At 49.3% G+C, this 17,495-nt stretch carries 14 protein-coding genes and 3 tRNA genes; 3 read left to right on the forward strand and 14 right to left on the reverse strand.

Annotated elements, in window-relative coordinates; all coding sequences use genetic code 11:
* Position 1: 1 nt before the first annotated feature.
* The 4 genes from cysS to M3M39_RS07090 form a co-directional block, all read right to left on the reverse strand.
* Positions 2-1,411, reverse strand: a complete 1,410-nt coding sequence (cysS, locus tag M3M39_RS07075; RefSeq protein WP_252797141.1) for a cysteine--tRNA ligase — start codon at positions 1,409-1,411, stop codon at positions 2-4.
* Positions 1,412-1,524: 113 nt separating this feature from the next.
* Entirely contained in the window at positions 1,525-3,018 is a 1,494-nt protein-coding gene (gene gltX, locus M3M39_RS07080) for a glutamate--tRNA ligase (RefSeq protein ID WP_252797142.1), read from the reverse strand.
* Between the two features lie 78 nt (positions 3,019-3,096).
* A complete protein-coding gene (radA, locus tag M3M39_RS07085) occupies positions 3,097-4,479 on the reverse strand; it encodes a DNA repair protein RadA (protein ID WP_252797143.1) in 1,383 nt (460 codons plus the stop codon).
* 15 nt (positions 4,480-4,494) lie between these two features.
* Complete coding sequence (locus M3M39_RS07090; protein WP_252797144.1) at positions 4,495-5,031, reverse strand: dCTP deaminase/dUTPase family protein; 537 nt, start codon at positions 5,029-5,031, stop codon at positions 4,495-4,497.
* A 145-nt stretch (positions 5,032-5,176) separates the two neighbouring features.
* Between M3M39_RS07090 and rpiA the strand changes: the two genes are divergently transcribed.
* Together rpiA and M3M39_RS07100 are read left to right on the forward strand one after the other, a co-directional pair.
* Positions 5,177-5,872 (forward strand): ribose-5-phosphate isomerase RpiA, encoded by a 696-nt coding sequence (gene rpiA, locus M3M39_RS07095; protein WP_252797145.1) that lies wholly within the window; start codon positions 5,177-5,179, stop codon positions 5,870-5,872.
* Positions 5,873-5,922: 50 nt separating this feature from the next.
* Positions 5,923-7,257 (forward strand): C1 family peptidase, encoded by a 1,335-nt coding sequence (locus M3M39_RS07100; protein ID WP_252797146.1) that lies wholly within the window; start codon positions 5,923-5,925, stop codon positions 7,255-7,257.
* Between the two features lie 251 nt (positions 7,258-7,508).
* Here M3M39_RS07100 and M3M39_RS07105 read toward each other — a convergent pair whose 3' ends face one another.
* A complete protein-coding gene (locus M3M39_RS07105) occupies positions 7,509-8,180 on the reverse strand; it encodes a 2,3-bisphosphoglycerate-dependent phosphoglycerate mutase (protein ID WP_252797147.1) in 672 nt (223 codons plus the stop codon).
* Between the two features lie 167 nt (positions 8,181-8,347).
* Between M3M39_RS07105 and M3M39_RS07110 the strand changes: the two genes are divergently transcribed.
* Positions 8,348-9,520 carry an LCP family glycopolymer transferase gene (locus M3M39_RS07110; RefSeq protein ID WP_252797148.1) on the forward strand — a complete coding sequence of 391 codons (1,173 nt, stop codon included), beginning with the start codon at positions 8,348-8,350 and terminating at the stop codon, positions 9,518-9,520.
* A gap of 113 nt (positions 9,521-9,633) precedes the next feature.
* On the opposite strand, the gene M3M39_RS07115 is transcribed toward M3M39_RS07110, so the two are convergent.
* The 9 genes from M3M39_RS07115 to M3M39_RS07155 form a co-directional block, all read right to left on the reverse strand.
* Positions 9,634-9,719: transfer RNA gene (locus M3M39_RS07115), tRNA-Leu, on the reverse strand.
* Between the two features lie 50 nt (positions 9,720-9,769).
* Positions 9,770-10,213 carry a SprT family protein gene (locus tag M3M39_RS07120; RefSeq protein ID WP_252797149.1) on the reverse strand — a complete coding sequence of 148 codons (444 nt, stop codon included), beginning with the start codon at positions 10,211-10,213 and terminating at the stop codon, positions 9,770-9,772.
* Positions 10,214-10,215: 2 nt separating this feature from the next.
* Entirely contained in the window at positions 10,216-12,393 is a 2,178-nt protein-coding gene (locus tag M3M39_RS07125; RefSeq protein ID WP_252797150.1) for a Tex family protein, read from the reverse strand.
* A gap of 74 nt (positions 12,394-12,467) precedes the next feature.
* Positions 12,468-13,310, reverse strand: coding sequence for an ammonia-dependent NAD(+) synthetase (nadE, locus tag M3M39_RS07130; protein ID WP_252797151.1), 843 nt, complete (start codon positions 13,308-13,310; stop codon positions 12,468-12,470).
* 22 nt (positions 13,311-13,332) lie between these two features.
* Positions 13,333-14,799, reverse strand: a complete 1,467-nt coding sequence (locus M3M39_RS07135) for a nicotinate phosphoribosyltransferase (protein ID WP_252797152.1) — start codon at positions 14,797-14,799, stop codon at positions 13,333-13,335.
* 97 nt (positions 14,800-14,896) lie between these two features.
* Positions 14,897-15,598 (reverse strand): GntR family transcriptional regulator, encoded by a 702-nt coding sequence (locus M3M39_RS07140; RefSeq protein ID WP_252797153.1) that lies wholly within the window; start codon positions 15,596-15,598, stop codon positions 14,897-14,899.
* A gap of 56 nt (positions 15,599-15,654) precedes the next feature.
* A tRNA-Gln gene (locus M3M39_RS07145) sits at positions 15,655-15,726 on the reverse strand.
* Positions 15,727-15,735: 9 nt separating this feature from the next.
* Positions 15,736-15,818: transfer RNA gene (locus tag M3M39_RS07150), tRNA-Tyr, on the reverse strand.
* 120 nt (positions 15,819-15,938) lie between these two features.
* Positions 15,939-17,411, reverse strand: coding sequence for a peptide MFS transporter (locus M3M39_RS07155; protein WP_252797154.1), 1,473 nt, complete (start codon positions 17,409-17,411; stop codon positions 15,939-15,941).
* Between the last annotated feature and the right edge of the window lie 84 nt (positions 17,412-17,495).

Raw genomic sequence — 17,495 nt, forward strand, 5'->3', positions numbered from 1 at the left:
CTTATTCCCTTCTAAACCGCGTTCCCTGCGGCGTATCTTCAAGGATGATTCCTTGTGCTTTCAATTCATCTCTAATTTCGTCACTGCGGGTAAAGTCCTTGCCTGCTCGGGCCTGTTCCCGTTCGGCAATCAGCTTTTCCACTTGGTCGTCGTTTAGTTCTTCTGAAGCTAATTTAATGCCAAAGATCGATGCTAATTGAGCAAGACGGTCACTCACCACTTTGAGCGTGTCAACAAACACCACCGGATTCTGACTGTAAATGTTTCCCAGTTTAGCCAGTTCGTAAACGCTCGAGATTCCGTTTTGGACGTTAAAGTCATCGTTCATAGCGTCCTGAAAGTCGGCTTGGATCTGACGCACTTCTTGTTCCAGCTTAAAGTCACTGCCGGGTTCGGCGTCCTTGAAGCGATAATTCAGGTTTTGGTAAGCCGTTTGCAGCTTTTTTAGATTAGCTTGGGCTTCGTCTAAACCAGACTGGCTAAAGCGAATCGGCCGCCGGTACTGGGTGGTGGCCATCAGTAACCGAACGACTTGCGGATCCACCTTTTTCAGCAACTCGTGCACGGTGACAAAGTTGCCCTTTGACTTACTCATTTTTTCATCGTCAGCCCCGACCGTCACAAAGCCGTTGTGCAACCAGTACTTCACAAACAGTTGCCCCGTCTTGGCCTCACTCTGAGCCCGTTCGTTTTCATGGTGGGGGAATTCAAGGTCAATGCCACCCCCGTGAATGTCAATCGTATCGCCGAGATACTTCGTAGCCATCACCGAGCATTCGATGTGCCAGCCGGGCCGACCAGCTCCCCACGGTGAATCCCAGGAGATTTCCCCGGGTTTAGCCGCTTTCCAGAGGGCAAAGTCAATCGGATCTTCCTTTTTAGCCAGTTCAGCAGCTGAAATATGCTCACTGGCGCCACTTTCGAGTGTATCAATGTCTTCGTGACCGAGTTCCCCGTAACTAGGGAACTTGCGAGCCCGGTAGTACACGTCTCCATCGGCTTCGTAAGCGTATCCCTTGTCAATCAGGTCGGTTACAAAGGCAATGATCTCTGCAATGTTTTCCGTCGCCCGCGGGTTGACGGTCGCCGGTTTCACGTTTAAAGCGGTGGTATCTTCGTAGTAAGCTTTGATGTAGCGATCAGCTAGTTTTGGAACCGTCGTCCCTGCTTCTTGCGCGGCCGTAATCAGTTTGTCATCAACATCCGTAAAGTTCGAAATGTAAGTAACGTCATAGCCTAGGTATTCCAGATAACGCCGAATCGTATCAAAAGCCACCACACTGCGGGCGTTCCCAATGTGAATGTAGTTATAGACGGTCGGTCCACAGACGTACATCTTCACCTTACCAGGTTCTAACGGCGTAAAGGTTTCTAACTGGTTATCCCGTGAATTGTAAACTTGTAATTTCATCGTGGCAGACCCCTTTTTCTCAATTTATTTAGTCCCTATCATACCATAATCAGCACATTAGCTGACAAAACAAAAGGCCTAGTAAGCACTAGACCAATTGTTAGAAAAATATTTTAGTTTGCCTGGATTTGTTCCAGCGTTTGGTGCACGTGTTGCAAGGCTGTCTCGCGTCCAATCAGTTCGATGGATTCAGGCAGTTCCGGACCTTCCATTTCGTGGGTTACGGCAATTCGGATTGGCATCCAGAGTTTGCGACCCTTAATCCCGGTTTCCTTTTGGACCTCTTTGATGGTCCGTAAGATGGCTACCTTGTCAAAGATTGGCAGTTCCTGCAGTTTCTTGGCAAATTCTTTTAAAACGACCGGAGCAGTGTCGTTTTGCAGTTCAGCTAACGCATCTCCGGTAACTTGATCTGGTTCGGTGAAGAAGACCGTCGCCATTTCGTTAATTTGCGCCATGTAGCTCATTTGCCGCCGGTAAACGTCAATCAACTTGCGCGCCCATTCAATCGTCTTAGCATCCGGATTTTCCGGTAGGTTACCAGCTTTAATCAATTGTTGTAAAGCCAGGTCAACGATTACGTCTTCGTCGCCATCCTTGACGTACCGGTTATTAATCCATTCCAGCTTCTTGTTATCAAAGGTAGCTGGTGACTTACTCAACCGCTTTTCATCATACATTTTGATGAATTGCTTTTCGGAGTAAATTTCGTCTTCACCAACCGGAGACCAACCTAACAGCACGATAAAGTTAAATAAGGCGTCAGGCAGGTAGCCCAGGTTCCGGTACTGTTCGATGAATTGGAGCACGGTTTCGTCCCGCTTACTCAATTTCTTTCCCGTATCGGCACTAATGATCAGGCTCATGTGACCAAACTTCGGTGCTTCCCAACCAAAGGCTTCGTAAATCATCAGTTGTTTGGGCGTGTTGGCCACGTGGTCATCACCCCGGAAAATGTGGCTAATCTGCATGTTGTGATCATCGGCCACCACGGCAAAGTTATAGGTGGGCATGCCGTCTCGTTTGACGATGACGAAGTCGCCCCCAATGGTATCGGAGTCAAAGGAAACGTGCCCTTTCACCATGTCGTCCCATTCGTAGGTCTTGTGCTTGGGCACCTTAAACCGAATCACCGGCTTTAAGCCCTTCGCTTCGGCAGCATCCATTGCTGCTTGGCGTTCTTCAGCCGTCATGCCCGCGTATTCGTATTCATAGTGGGGCATCACGCCCCGGGCCCGTTGTTCTTCTCGTTCTGCTTCGAGTTCTTCCTCCGTTTTGTAGGAGTAGTAGGCCTTGCCTTCGTCGAGCAGTTGTTGAATCAGCGGATCGTAAATGTCTTTTCGTTCTGATTGCCGGTACGGACCGTAATCGCCACCAACGTCTGGACCTTCATCCCAGTCAAGTCCCAACCACTTTAGGTTATCTAACTGACTGATTTCTCCGTCCTGCACGTTCCGTTTCGTATCCGTATCTTCAATCCGGATGATGAACTTGCCCTTGTAGTGACGGGCAAAGAGGTAGTTAAAAATTGCCGTCCGAGCGTTTCCGATGTGCAAATGTCCCGTAGGACTTGGTGCATACCGCACGCGAATCTGATTGTTTGCCAATTGCATTCTCTCTTTTCTATTAATAGTTTCACCTTAGTTTACAATGGATAGCGCCAAAAATAAACCCGCGGACCGGGGTTACTTCGGCAGAGCGAGCTTTAAGGCTTCTTTAAGGGTCGTAACACCCACCACTTCAATCCCGTCTGGAACATCGAAACCTTCCAAACTGTGTTTAGGGACCACAATCCGGGAGAAACCAAGCTTGGCAGCTTCGCGGATTCGTTGCTCAATCCGGTCGACCCGGCGGACTTCCCCGGTCAACCCGAGTTCGCCGACGTAACATTCCCGTGGATCGGTACTGACGTTTTCATAACTGGAGGCAATGCTGACGGCCATCGCCAGGTCAATGGCAGGTTCGTTCAACTTTACCCCACCAGCCGCTTTTACGTAAGCATCCTGGTTTTGCAACATCAGACCGGCCCGTTTTTCTAAGACGGCCATGATTAACGAAACCCGGTTTCGATCAACTCCAGTGGCGGTCCGCTGTGCGTTCCCAAAGACCGAGGGCGTAATCAACGCCTGCAGTTCAACCAGAATCGGTCGGGTTCCTTCCATTGCCACCACAATCGCTGATCCGGTCGCATTCTTCAGTCGTTCCTCTAGGAAAATCTCCGACGGATTTTGCACCTCTTGCAGGCCCCCGTCCGCCATCTCAAAGATGCCGAGTTCGTTGGTCGAGCCAAACCGATTTTTGACCGCCCGGAGCAAGCGGTAGGAGTGGTGCTTATCTCCTTCAAAGTACAACACCGTGTCCACCATGTGCTCTAAAGTCTTGGGACCAGCGATTGCTCCGCCCTTGGTCACGTGCCCGACGATGAAGACCGTAATGTTATTGGTTTTGGCAATGTTCATGAGGTCGGTGGTGACGCCGCGGACCTGTGAAACGGAGCCAATCGCAGAATCCACGTCGCCCTCCTGCATCGTCTGGACCGAGTCAACAATTACGACGTCCGGCTTTAAATCAGCAATCGCGTTTCGAACCGCCGTCATATCGGTTTCTGGAAAGACGTAGAGCCGGTCGTTGGCTGCAATCTGGAGGCGGTCAGCCCGCATCTTAACTTGATCAGCACTTTCTTCTCCGGTCACGTACAGAACCCGCTTACCCATGGTGGCTAGTTGCCCGGAAACCTGAAGCAGTAAAGTTGACTTCCCAATTCCAGGATCACCACCAATTAGCACCAAAGAACCCGGCACAATGCCGCCCCCGAGCACCCGGTTTAATTCCGCCGACTGAATCTGGTAGCGGGGAGCATCATGAGCATCCACTTCGTTAATCAGCTGGGGTTCCACCCGCTTCCCCGCTAAGGAAACCCGGGTGGCCGGCGAACTCGCACTGCTATCCTTTGTGACCGTTTCTTCTGTAAACGTGTTCCATTCACCACAGTTAGGACACCGGCCAAGGTAGGTCGGTGAAATGTACCCACAGTTGGAACAAACAAACTGCGTTTTGGTTTTACTCATACGTGTGCTTCCTCTCTAATCACCAGAAGAACCAAAGCCTCCGGTTCTCGTTGCGTGGGGCGTTTCGTCTGCATCAGCCAGTAGGTACGGCATAAAGATCCCCTGGGCAATCCGGTCGCCCTTGTGAATCTTACGGTCACGAATTCCCCAGTTAACCAGCTGAACGAAAATTTCCCCTTCGTTTTTTTCATTATTATAGTAGTCGGCATCAATCACTCCAATGCCGTTCGGTAAAATCAGGCCCCGTTTCAGCGGATTGCTGGACCGGTTGGCCAAAATTAACACCTCGTTCGGTTGCATGTAAGCCTTAATCCCGGTCGGAACCAAGTAGGGCTTTAAGTCCTGACTGGCTTCATCTGCTTCTGTCGCGCTTAACTGCCGCCCCTGTCGTAAGATTTTAAACGCCCGGAGCAATCCCTGTTTCCAGATTGATGGCAACACCATGTCCGTCGAACTGGCCAGGTCATACCCAGCTGCTTGTTTTGTCGCGCGCTGGGGTACTTGGATCCCCAAATTAGCTGCTTGTGATGTAACTTCAAATCCGCGTTTCATTTGCAAAACTCCTCACCTTTAAATAATTGGATAGTACCATTCTAACAGGATTTAGAGCATTTCAACATTACTTGACAAATGCTAAAAAGCCATGGAAAATTAAGGACTGAATTATAAATTATATGGTGGATGAAGGGGACAGTCAATGGATAGCGAAGCAATTAAACAACAAAAGGCGCAGGTGGGCCAAGAAGCCGTTAAATACATTGAAGATGGAATGGTCGTCGGCATCGGGAGCGGATCCACGATGTGGTACATGGTCGAAGCCCTCGGCAAGCGGGTCCAAGAAGGCCTAAACATCGTTGGGGTTCCAACTTCTCGGGCTACTCGCAAGCATGCCAACGAACTAGGCATTCCACTCAAAACCGTCGATGAGGTCGATCGGATTGACCTCACCATTGATGGTGCCGATCAGATTGACCAAAATTACCAAGGAATTAAAGGCGGAGGCGCCTCCCATTTGATGGAAAAGATTGTCGCCACGAACTCCACGAAAAACATGTGGATCGTGGACGAAAGTAAGATGGTGACGGCCTTTAACTATCCCGTTCCGGTCGAAGTGATTCCCTACGGAAGTACCCAACTCGAACGACGCTTAGACCGCTTAGACCGCTTAGACTTACAACCGAAGTTGCGGAAAAACGCAGCTGGTGAATTTGTCACGACCGATTCTAACAACTACATCATTGATCTCTACCTTGATCCATTAGACGAACCCAAAGAACTGGCCCATATCCTCGATCCCCTCGTTGGCGTTGTCGAACATGGCCTCTTCTTAGACATGGTAAACACGATTATTGTCCAGCACGCTGATGGTCCTGAGGTTATTAACGTGCGTTAAGCACCTAAAATGCAGTATAATATTCGTAATTTATTGATGGAGGTTACATTATGCCAAAGGAAATTTCACCAGAAAACATTGAACGTTATCAAAACAACCTAAAGGATCAACCAGATGCCGACGTCATTCGGCGCGCCGTGACCCACAACGGCATTTTAGCTTCCGCCGCTGACTACGAAGCTAACAATCAGTTAGATCCAGTCTTCTCTGTCGACGTTTCGAGCCAACCTGTTTCTGACCAAAAACGGAGCGGGCGGTGCTGGCTCTTTGCCGCTTTAAACACGATGCGGTCCAAAGTTGAAGGCAACTTCAACGTCCCGAAGGAATTCGAACTTTCTCAAGTTTACCTCTTCTTCTGGGATAAGTTTGAAAAGTCGAACTACTTCTTAACCAACATCTTAAAGACGGCCGACCAACCATTGACCGATCGGAAGGTGAACTTCCTCTTACAAACCCCACAACAAGACGGGGGCCAATGGGACATGATTGCAGCATTGATCGCCAAGTACGGCGTGGTGCCAAAGTCGGCCATGGCTGAAACCGCCAGTAGCAACAACTCGAGCGAGTTAAACAGCGCCTTGAACACCCAGTTACGCCACGATGCCATCATCTTACGGAAACTGGTCAAAGATGGGCAAAGCGGAGAAATCATTAACGCCAAAAAAGACGACATGTTAAACGAAATCTACCGGATGTTAGTGTACGCCTTTGGCAAACCAACGACGGAATTCACCTTTGAATACCGGGATAGTGATAATCAATACCACATTGATCAAAATATCACGCCCCAAGAGTTCTTTAAAAAGTACGTAAACGTTAACTTGGATGACTACGTATCCATCATCAACTCCCCGACGGACGACAAGCCATTTAACCAAACTTACACGGTTGAAATGTTAGGAAACGTCGTGGGTGGGCAACCAATCAAGCACTACAACTTGCCAATTGACCGTCTAAAGGAATTGACCATCAAGCAACTGCAAGCCGGTGAAACGGTTTGGTTCGGTAGTGACGTTGGTCAAGCCAGCGACCGCAAGAACGGTTTGATGGACACCAACCTTTACCACGTTGACCAACTGATGGACACCGACATGAGCATGAGCAAGGCCGAACGCCTCGACTACGGTGAAAGTGTGATGGACCATGCCATGGTCATCACTGGAGTGGACATTGTGGACGGCCAGCCAACGAAATGGAAAGTCGAAAACAGTTGGGGTGACAAGGTCGGAACCAAGGGTTACTTCGTTATGAGTGACGACTGGTTCAGCGAATTTGTTTACCAGGTTGTCATCAACAAGAAGTACCTGACTGACCAAGAACGACAAGAACAAGCCCAAGCACCAACGGTTCTCGCACCATGGGACCCAATGGGTACGTTAGCTTAATGAGCTAAATTAAAATGCGTAATCACTAGATGTGGTTACGCATTTTTTAGCTGGAACAGAAAAGACTCCTAACGATGGGGTTAGGAGTCTCAGTGAAGATGATTAACTTAGTTATTAAAACTTTTCATACATTAGCCTGGACCGTTCATCGGTTCGTTACAAAGGTTAACGAACATAATCTTCAAATTTAGTGAATTTGTAAAGAGTAAAAATCTCATAAAAACCTTCATCATTCTTTTTTCATTAGATGATTACCGCAAAATCTGCTTATCCAGGATTTGCAACTGATTATCTAACGTATAGATAATCGGTTGGGCGTTTGGAACCTCAACTCCATCAATCGCTACGTCGGAAAGGTGTTCGAGGTACTTAATCAACGCCCGGAGCGAGCTCCCGTGGGCCACGATTAGCTGATTTTCGTTTTGTAGGAGCCGGGGGGCCAATTGATCCTGCCAGTATGGTAACAAGCGGTCATAGGCCATCTGCAAACTTTCAGCCCGGGGTTCTTGAATCCCCATTCGCGCGTAACGGCGTTTGGGCGTGACCTCGGCTAACCGCGGAGGTACGGCCGTAAAACTCCGGCGCCACTGCATGAACTGTTCGTCACCGACTTCCTCTCGGACCACTGGTTTCTTGCGACCCCGCAGCGCTCCGTAGTGCCGTTCGTTCAGTCGCCAGGTTTTGTACTGGGGAATCCAGAGCTGGTCAATGCTGTCTAAGACGATGTTTTCTGACTGAATCGCGCGTTTCAAATAAGAGGTGTGGGCCGCAGTAAAGGACAGGTCCAACTGTCGTAGTCGTTCTCCAGCTGCTTGCGCGTCTTGCTTGCCCTGTTCTGTCAGCGAAACGTCATTCCACCCCGTAAAGACGTGTTGCTGGTTTGCGGTACTTTCCCCGTGCCGAATCAAGACTAATTTACTCATTGATCCCCCACCTCCTAATTAATTCATTCCGTTTCATTCTAACATACAACCAAAAACCCCTACTGGCGATTTAATTGTAAAAAATTCCTTAAAATCACTGTTTTAGCGTCGGCTTCTTTTCGGAATAGTTTATAATGGAAAACAGACTGATATAAACGAGGGTTATCATGACAGAAAAGCGCAATAATCAGCCGGACAAACGCACCGGCCGCAACCATTTTATGAATGAATCACAAAAACCGCAACAACCAACGCCCAAGCGTTCCAATCAACCGAAGCGCCCCGATCCCAATGCGATAGAGTGGCATCCTAAGGCCTGGGCCTGGATGGCGGGGTTACTAATCCTAGGGCTCGCCATCATCGCGTTCGCCTTCTTCCAGTACCAGCGGGTTTCTTCCACGTTGAACTCAACCTATTCGGGAGGAAAGAACTCTCGCAACGTATCGAAGATCATTAAGCAGCGCAAGCCGTTCACCGTTCTCTTGATGGGAACGGATACCGGGGAACTGGGACGAACGGATAAAGGTCGGACGGACTCCATGATTTTGGCGACCGTGAACCCGAACACCAAGCAGACCACCTTTACCAGTATTCCACGGGATACCAAGGTCGTCGTGCCCGGAGATTCGCAACCCTACGAGAAGATTAACGCTGCCTACACAATTGGAGGCGCTGATACGGCCACGGAAGTCGTCCACAAGTTCTTCAACGTTCCCGTTGACTTCTATGCCGTCGTCAACATGAAGGGAATTAAGCAAATGGTGAACGCCGTGGGTGGCGTTGACATCACACCGAACCTGACCTTTGACTACGAAGGTATTAGCGTGAAAAAAGGTAAGACTGAGCATATGAACGGACAAACCGCCCTGCAGTACTCGCGGATGCGGTACCAAGATCCGCTCGGTGATTATGGGCGCCAAATTCGGCAACGCCAAGTTCTTAACGCCATTTTGCAAAAGGGATTAACGATTGGTAACGTAGGCCGATACGGTGAAATCCTGAAGAGCCTCAAAGGAAATCTGCAAACCAACCTGACCTTTGACGACATGGTTACGATTGCTGGCAGTTACAAGGACGCCACTAAGAATCTGACCCAAACTGCCCTGCAGTGTGATAATGCAACCGTCGATGGTTTAAGTTACCAAGTTGCTCCTAACAAGGAACAGTTGAAGGTTTCGAACGAGATTCGCAAGTCATTGGAGCTTCCAACCGAAAGTAGTCTGACATCATCACAACGTGAGGTTAACTCCAACGAACAAGACGGCGAAGAGGAAGACGACGGCTCGTTCTTTAACGGCATGGATTCTGTGAATAATAACAACGAATTACCCAAGAATTAATTAAAACCGGTGGCGCTCTCCATTGAGCGTTGCCGGTTTTTTGTTTTTGGTTATCACTAATTGCAACAAAAAAAGGATTGTTGAAATGATTTTTCAACAATCCTTTTTAGTAGTGCGGCCAAGAAGATTCGAACTTCCACCGGGAAAACTCCCGACAAGATCCTTAATCTTGCGCGTCTGCCAATTCCGCCATGGCCGCGAATTAACAATAACTATCTTAGCAAGAATTCGGCAGAGATGCAAGGCTTTTTATGGATTTGATTTGTTTTGGACTAATTTTAACCGGTGCCGGCACCGACTGCAAACATAGCGATTGACGTTCAGCCGACGTTGGCGCGGATACTGCTGCCCACAGTGTTCACATTGATACAGGTATTTGGGAGCCGTCAGCCGGGGCGCATACCGACTGCCCCCGACGGCCTGTAAGAGTTGTTTAAATTCAGGCGAGTTGTGTTTTCCCGATTTGCCGGTTTGGTGCAGATGATAGTGTACGAGCTCATGCTTAATGACTCCAGTGAGCACCGCCGGATTCTGAGCCATCTTCGGGTTAATATCAATGTCATGTGACCGCAAGTGATAGCGGCCTCCGGTGGTTTGGAGGCGCCGGTTAAAGTAGGCATGGTGGCAAAACGGACGGTGAAATGCTTCCGTCGAAATGGTTTCCACCAGTTGTTGCAGTTGTTGGTCGGTCATCATCAGTTCTCCTTTTCAGGTTCAATCATCGATAACTGAATTCGCTGACGCTGCTCGTCAATTCCAATCACCCAGACCGTGACTACGTCTCCAATCGCCACCACGGCCGCCGGATCCTTAACAAAGGCTTTTTTCATCCGGGAAATGTGGACTAATCCGTCCTGTTTGACCCCGATATCAACAAAGGCGCCAAAGTCGGTCACGTTCCGGACGGTGCCTTGCAGCTCCATCCCCACTCGCAAGTCCTGAATCGTCAAAACATCTGCCTTTAACAGTGGGGCTGGCATCTGATCCCGCAGGTCGCGTCCCGGATGGGTTAACCACTGCAATAAATCAGAAACTAAGATTGGCGCTAATGATAAGCGTTGGGCAAGGTCTGCTGCGGAACTCCGTTGCAGTCGAGTCTGGTTCTTGGGATCTGTGAAATGGTCGCGATCAATCCTTAAGTCATCCAGAATGGCCTGCGCCGCTGGATAACTCTCCGGATGAATGTCAGTATTATCGAATGGGTTGCTTCCTCCTATAATACGTAAAAAACCCACGGATTGTTCAAAGGCTTTCGGACCGAGACGCTGAACCTGCTTTAATTGGTTGCGGTTCCTGTAGCCCCCGTTAGCTTCGCGGTATGCAACCACATTTTCCGCTACGGCTGGGGTTAATCCGGAGATATGGGCTAATAACTGGGGACTGGCCGTGTTCAAATTCACCCCGACCTGGTTAACCGCCGTTTCCACCACTTGATCCAGTTGGTGATCAAGTTCTTTTTCTGAGACATCGTGTTGATACTGCCCGACCCCGACGGCCTTGGGATCAATCTTGATTAATTCCGCCAGTGGATCCTGCAGTCGCCGAGCAATGCTAATTGCCGACCGTTCCTCCACGTGAAGTTCTGGAAATTCAGCTCGGGCCAGGGTACTTGCAGAGTAAACTGACGCTCCCGCCTCATTCACAATTACGTAGTGCACCGATCGACTAATCGTCCGTAACGTTTCCGCCACAAACTGTTCTGATTCTCGTGAAGCCGTCCCGTTCCCAATCGCAATCACGTCCACGTGATAACGGTCCAGTAGCTGCTTGAGTTCCACCCGGGCTTGCTCAATTTGCGCTTCACTAGCCGGGGGAGTCGCATAGATAATTTGTTTGGCTAAAAACTTACCCCGTTCGTCCACCACCGCCAGCTTACAGCCGGTTCGATAGGCAGGATCAAAGCCGAGCACCACCTTCCCCTTCAGTGGCGGTTGCATTAACAGGTGGTACAAATTGGTGCCAAAAACCTGAATCGCATGGGTGGCAGCTTGCTCCGTTAACCGCTTGCGTAGTTCCCGGTCAATCGCCGGGCGCAGAAAACGTCGATAAGCATCCGTCAGGGCTGTTTCAACCACCGCTACGCTTGGACCAGTATGCTGGCCCACAACGTGAAACCGCAGGTAATTAATGAGCGGCTCCTCGGCCAGGTCGATTTTAACCCGTAACACCTCTTCTTGTTCTCCGCGGTCAATCGCAAGCACCCGATAGGCGGGAACCTGAGTGAGCGGCTCTGTGAATTGATAGTAATTAGAATACACCTGACGCTCATCTTGTTCTTTTCCGTAGGGCTTGACCGTCGTTACCAGCTGACCGTGCTGCCAGGTATAGTTCCGGAGCCACTCTCGAAAGCGAGCTGTTTCTGCCACGGCTTGGCTAATAATTGCTTGAGCTCCCTGCACTGCGGCGGAAACGTCCGGGACCGCTTGCTCGGGATTAACAAACGGTGCGGCTAGCGCCGCAACGTCCTGCTGGGGAAACTGTAACAACTGGTTGGCTAAGGGTTGCAACCCCCCTTGCTTGGCCAGTTCCGCTTTGGTTTGCCGCTTGGGCTTATACGGTAGATATAAATCTTCGACCTGTTGCATGGTAGTTGCCTTTGCTAACTGGCGTTGCAGTGCCGGCGTTAGTTGCTGGTTATTCTCCAATTGGGTTTGAATTTCTTGCTTGCGGTGGGCCAATTTGGCAGCCCGCTGATACCGATCCGCCAGGTCACGAATTTGAACTTCATCTAAATTGCCGGTTTGTTCCTTGCGGTACCGGGCAATAAAGGGAACTGTATTGCCAGCTTCTAATAGCTGGAGGGTGCGCTGAGCTTGCCCTAGGTTAAGGTGGTCTAGGGTGGCGACTACCTGTTTAACTAATGTATTTCCCATCATTTTCCTCATTAATTGAATTGCAAACGAAAAACTCCGTTATTACTAACGAAGTTTTCTCAGGCAGTTATTCATTAATTTTTCCAGAAATCATCATACACCGTGATGGGCATGTGGCGCTTGTGTTCTGTTTTATGGTACCAGTCTTCAATTACCGCTGCCGCATGCTCACTGACGTCCTTGCCTTCCAGAAAGGCATCAATCTCTGGATAAGACACCCCGAGGGCCACCTCATCTGGGAGGGCCGGTCGGTCATCCTCTAAATCAGCCGTCGGCGTCTTTTCAATTAGGGCAGCGGGAGCACCCAGGTACTCTAACAGTTCCCGCCCCTGGCGCTTATCCAGACGCCAGAGGGGCGTGATGTCTGCGGCTCCGTCCCCAAACTTGGTGTAAAAACCGGTCACGGCTTCCGCCGCGTGGTCAGTCCCAATCACGACCCCGTGGTGAGCACCGGCAATCGCAAACTGAGCAATCATCCGTTCCCGAGCCTTGAGGTTTCCCTTGTTAAAGTCGGATAACGTTTCACCATTCGCATTCACCGCCGTCACCATGGCATCCGTAGCCGCCTTGATGTTAACTCGTTCGGTCCGGTCCGGTTGAATGAAATCAATTGCTGCCATGGCATCAGCTTCGTCGGCTTGTTCGCCGTACGGTAAGCGCACCGCAATGAACTGGTAAGCTTGATTCTCGGTTTCTTCGCGTAGTTCACTGACCGCTTGTTGAGTGAGCTTTCCAGCCAAGGTGGAATCTTGGCCCCCGGAGATCCCCAGTACTAGCGTGGTTAACCCCTGATTATGCCGTAAGTACGCTTTCATGAAGTCAACACTGCGGCGTACTTCCATTGCTGGATCAATCTCTTGTTGCACCCGTAATGCATCAATAATTTCTCGCTGAATGGTACGTTGTTCCGCGTTCATCCCTATTCCCTCTTTCATCCGATTATTGTAAGTGGTTTTCGTGACCGTGTTGAATCTGTTTAATCAGATCCATCTTGTTATCCCAAGCAGCCTGCGACAGATCCACTGGGTATTCTTGCGGATTCAGCATCCGCTTGTATTCTGGCCACAACAGGTCCTTAACCTGGTTGGCGTGGTGCTTAATCTCTGCCAAACTGGGTTGTTCATACACTAACTGACCATCCCTAAAGATGTCCTTTAACAGGGGTTCCGCCTTAAAGTCCGTAATCGTCTTGTTAATGTAGGTGTATTGCGGGTGGAACATGTACAGTTCGGCTTCGTTACGCGGGTCCTCGTTGGCTAAGGCCACGTAGTCCCCTTCGGATTTACCATCTTGTTGTTCCGTAATCCGCCAAACCTGCTTCTTTCCTGGGGTCGAGACCTTTTCAGCGTTATTTGAAATCTTGATGGTATCAATCATCTGACCTTGGTCATTTTCAACCGAAACGAGCTTGTAAACAGCTCCTAAAGCTGGTTGATCAAAGGCAGTGATGACCTTGGTTCCCACTCCCCAAACGTCGATTTTAGCGTGTTGCATCTTTAAACTGCTAATCGTATTTTCATCGAGGTCGTTTGAGGCATAAATCATGGCATCCGGAAAACCGCCTTGATCCAGTAGGTCTCGCACCTTCTTGGAAATATAGGCCATGTCACCAGAGTCAATCCGGACCCCTTGGAAATTAATGCGGTCTCCCATTTCACGGGCCACTTTGAGGGCAGCTGGGACCCCACTCTTCAATGTGTCAAAGGTATCGACCAAAAAGACACAGTCGCGGTGGGTTTCGGCATAGGCCTTAAAGGCATCGTAGTCGTTGCCAAAGGATTCCACTAACGAGTGGGCGTGGGTTCCTGAGATGGGCAGACCAAACTCCTTTCCAGCGAGCACATTTGACGTTGCATCAAAGCCCCCGATGTAAGCAGCTCGGGTTCCCCACAGTGCTGCTGAGACTTCTTGTGCCCGTCGACTTCCGAATTCTAATAGCGGATCAGTGCCAGCCACACTGCGAATCCGGGCCGCTTTAGTGGCAATCAACGTTTGGTAATTAACGATGTTTAACAGCGCCGTTTCAATTAACTGACACTCTGGCAACGTTCCTTCCACCTGCACGATGGGTTCGTTGTTAAAAACGAGGTCTCCTTCTTGCGCCGACCGAATCGTCCCGTGAAACTGAAAGTGCTTGAGGTAGTCCAAAAAAGCTTCCGAATAGTCACTTTGTTCGCGCAGATAAGCGATGTCTGTATCCGTAAACCATAAGTTTTGTAAGTATTCAATCAGGTGTGCTAAGCCGGCAAACACCGCATACCCGTTGCCAAACGGCATCTTCCGAAAGTAAACTTCAAACACAGCGTGGCGATCCGCCATTCCCTCTTCAAAGTAAGTTGCCATCATATTAATTTCATAATCATCGGTATGCAGCGTTAAGTTGTCAGCAGCATCAACCAGTGCCATTGTGAGCCTCCCTAAAATTCATCGATTAAGTAATTACCGCTATTTTACCACGATTATCGCCTAAAGAAAAAACCAACCCTCAATGGAGTTGGTTATCTTACTGTTTTAAATAAAATTCAAAGCGTTCGGCCGCGTACTGGGTTTCGACAACCTCAAACGGCTGTTGATTAGCAAAGTAAGAGATTTGTTTCAGTTTCAAAATCGGTGCGCCAGGCTGAATTTGCAGCTGGTCGGCAACGGCCGGGGTGGCCAAGATTGCTGAGATGTACTGTTGGGCGTTGGCAGGGCTTTGCCCCCACCGTTCCTCTAAGGAGCGATAAAGGGACTTCGTGACCTCTGCCTGGCTCATGTCACTCACTAAGCGCGCTGCTACCACCGTGGTTTCTAGGCAAATGGGTTCGTCATCACCATAACGAAGGCGCTCCATCCGCAGCACCCGTTCACCGGGTTCCAATTGCAGTTGATTGGCTTCACGAAAGGTGGGTTCCACGATTCGGTAGGAGAGCGTCTTACTAGCAGGTTGCTTCCCCTGCGACAACATCGTCTCCGTAAAGCTCGAAATCCCCGACATGTGCTCTTGAACCTTTTGATTAGTAACAAAGGTCCCAGAGCCGGCCTTTCGTTTCAACAATCCCTCTTCAATCAACGTTCCAATCGCCTGACGGAGCGTCATTCGGCTCACTTGGTACTGCGCAGCCAGCTTCCGTTCGGCTGGCAGGCGCGTTCCGACCGGCCATTCTCCCCGCTCAATCTTGGTTTTGAGGTCATCATGAATTTGGATGTAAACTGGAAGTGCCATGGAATCCTCCTCATTGTAAAAAAATACGACTGACAACCGTCAGTCGTATTCGTTAGTTGGGCTAGCTGGGTTCGAACCAGCGCATGCCAGGATCAAAACCTGGTGCCTTACCACTTGGCTATAGCCCAATAATAAAATGGAGGGGAGTGGATTCGAACCACCGAACCCGAAGGAGCGGATTTACAGTCCGCCGCGTTTAGCCAGACTTCGCTACCCCTCCGACATTCTTAGGTGATTCGCATCACCCAATCAACATATATTATATTACCCAAAATCCGAGAAACCGTCAAGGGAAAAATAAAAAAAAGTCCTAAAAAATTTAGGACTTTTACGGAGTGCTTTATCGTACCCCATCCATCAGCTTTTCAACTGGTTTAACGAGGAACAATAAAATAATACTAATGACAACGGCAACTAATCCGATGACGGCAAAGTAACTAACCTCATTGCCTGGCGTGTAAAAACGGGCAATTTGGGAGTTAATTGCTTGCCCAGCGGCATCCCCTAGGAACCACATACTCATCATCTGAGCGCCAAAGGCCTTCGGAGCTAACTTAGTCGTAACCGACAAACCAATTGGTGAAATCAACATTTCGGCAATTTCGATGATGGCCCAGCTTCCAACTAACCAAAGCGGACTTACCATCGCGTGGGTGCCAAACAGCACCAGCGGAATGACCATAAAGAGGAACGATAACCCAGCAAAGAAGAGCCCGTAAGCAAACTTCTTCGGGGTGCTTGGTTGCCGCTTCCCCAACTTCGTCCACAGCCACACAAAGAGCGGTGTGTACAGCATGATGAACAGTGGGTTTAAGGATTGATACCAACTGGGGTTAATTTGTAACCACCCGAGGTTGTTGTTCGTTTGTTTTAAGGCAAACGTAGCGAGGATACTGGATCCGGATTCTTCAATGGCCCAGAAAATGGCCGCCCCGATGAACAACGGGATATAGGCCCATACCCGGGAACGTTCCACCTTGGTCACCTTTTTACTCCGTAACATGATAATAAAGTAAATCACGGGGGTCACCAGCGCCAGAATACTCAAGACACTAACGAAACTATCGAGGGTTAAAATGCCAGTAAAGTGCATTACGATTAAAACGGCAGCAAAAGCAATTAACCCCAGCACAATCCACAGGGAAATCTTAGCCAATTCATCACGCTGAATGGGATCAGTCGGATGCATGCCATCGTCACCAAGGTACTTTTTGCCACCGTAGTAGTAAAAGATTAATCCGATTAACATTCCCACGGCAGCAAATGAAAATCCAAAGTGATAACTAACCGAACTGGCTCCCCAACCACAGACGAACGGAGCGATAAAGGCACCGAGGTTAATGGCAAAGGTGAAGATGGTAAAGGCACTATCCCGACGGGTATCCGTCTTAGAGTACAGATTCCCCACCATGTCAGAAATGTTCGGCTTCAAACATCCCGTTCCCAGCGTAATCAGCGCGATGGAAGCAAACAACCCAATTATGCCAATTGGTAATGCCAAGGCGATGTGCCCTAACATGATCAAAATTCCACCGGTAAAGACGGTCCGGCGACTTCCTAAAATGCGGTCACTAACGTAACCCCCAAAGACGGACGCCAAATACACCAGCGCTCCGTAAATCGACATAATCGATAATCCGGTCGTTTGGGAGAGTCCCAATCCACCTTGAGTGGCAGCGGAAACCATGTAGTACAACAGGATGGCCCGCATCCCATAGTAACTAAATCGTTCCCAAAATTCGGTACCTGCTAGGTACTGTAATCCCTTAGGTTGACCAAAAAACGCATGGTCAACGTCGTGTTTTTGTTCCATCTAAGAACCTCCTATTCTGGTTTGCTCCAAAATAACAATCTCTTCTTAACTAATTGTTAAGTATTAGTTAAGAAGAGATTATAC

The sequence above is a fragment of the Fructilactobacillus hinvesii genome (assembly GCF_024029435.1).
GTDB classification, from domain to species: domain Bacteria; phylum Bacillota; class Bacilli; order Lactobacillales; family Lactobacillaceae; genus Fructilactobacillus; species Fructilactobacillus hinvesii.

Excerpts from the sequence above, each read along its gene's own strand:
- cysS (WP_252797141.1), bottom strand. The coding sequence starts at position 1,411 with ATGAAATTACAAGTTTACAATTCACGGGATAACCAGTTAGAAACCTTT.
- radA (WP_252797143.1), bottom strand. The coding sequence starts at position 4,479 with ATGAGTAAAACCAAAACGCAGTTTGTTTGTTCCAACTGTGGGTACATT.
- M3M39_RS07090 (WP_252797144.1), bottom strand. The coding sequence starts at position 5,031 with ATGAAACGCGGATTTGAAGTTACATCACAAGCAGCTAATTTGGGGATC.
- rpiA (WP_252797145.1), top strand. The coding sequence starts at position 5,177 with ATGGATAGCGAAGCAATTAAACAACAAAAGGCGCAGGTGGGCCAAGAA.
- M3M39_RS07100 (WP_252797146.1), top strand. The coding sequence starts at position 5,923 with ATGCCAAAGGAAATTTCACCAGAAAACATTGAACGTTATCAAAACAAC.
- M3M39_RS07105 (WP_252797147.1), bottom strand. The coding sequence starts at position 8,180 with ATGAGTAAATTAGTCTTGATTCGGCACGGGGAAAGTACCGCAAACCAG.
- M3M39_RS07110 (WP_252797148.1), top strand. The coding sequence starts at position 8,348 with ATGACAGAAAAGCGCAATAATCAGCCGGACAAACGCACCGGCCGCAAC.
- M3M39_RS07120 (WP_252797149.1), bottom strand. The coding sequence starts at position 10,213 with ATGACCGACCAACAACTGCAACAACTGGTGGAAACCATTTCGACGGAA.
- M3M39_RS07125 (WP_252797150.1), bottom strand. The coding sequence starts at position 12,393 with ATGGGAAATACATTAGTTAAACAGGTAGTCGCCACCCTAGACCACCTT.
- nadE (WP_252797151.1), bottom strand. The coding sequence starts at position 13,310 with ATGAACGCGGAACAACGTACCATTCAGCGAGAAATTATTGATGCATTA.
- M3M39_RS07135 (WP_252797152.1), bottom strand. The coding sequence starts at position 14,799 with ATGGCACTGGTTGATGCTGCTGACAACTTAACGCTGCATACCGATGAT.
- M3M39_RS07140 (WP_252797153.1), bottom strand. The coding sequence starts at position 15,598 with ATGGCACTTCCAGTTTACATCCAAATTCATGATGACCTCAAAACCAAG.
- M3M39_RS07155 (WP_252797154.1), bottom strand. The coding sequence starts at position 17,411 with ATGGAACAAAAACACGACGTTGACCATGCGTTTTTTGGTCAACCTAAG.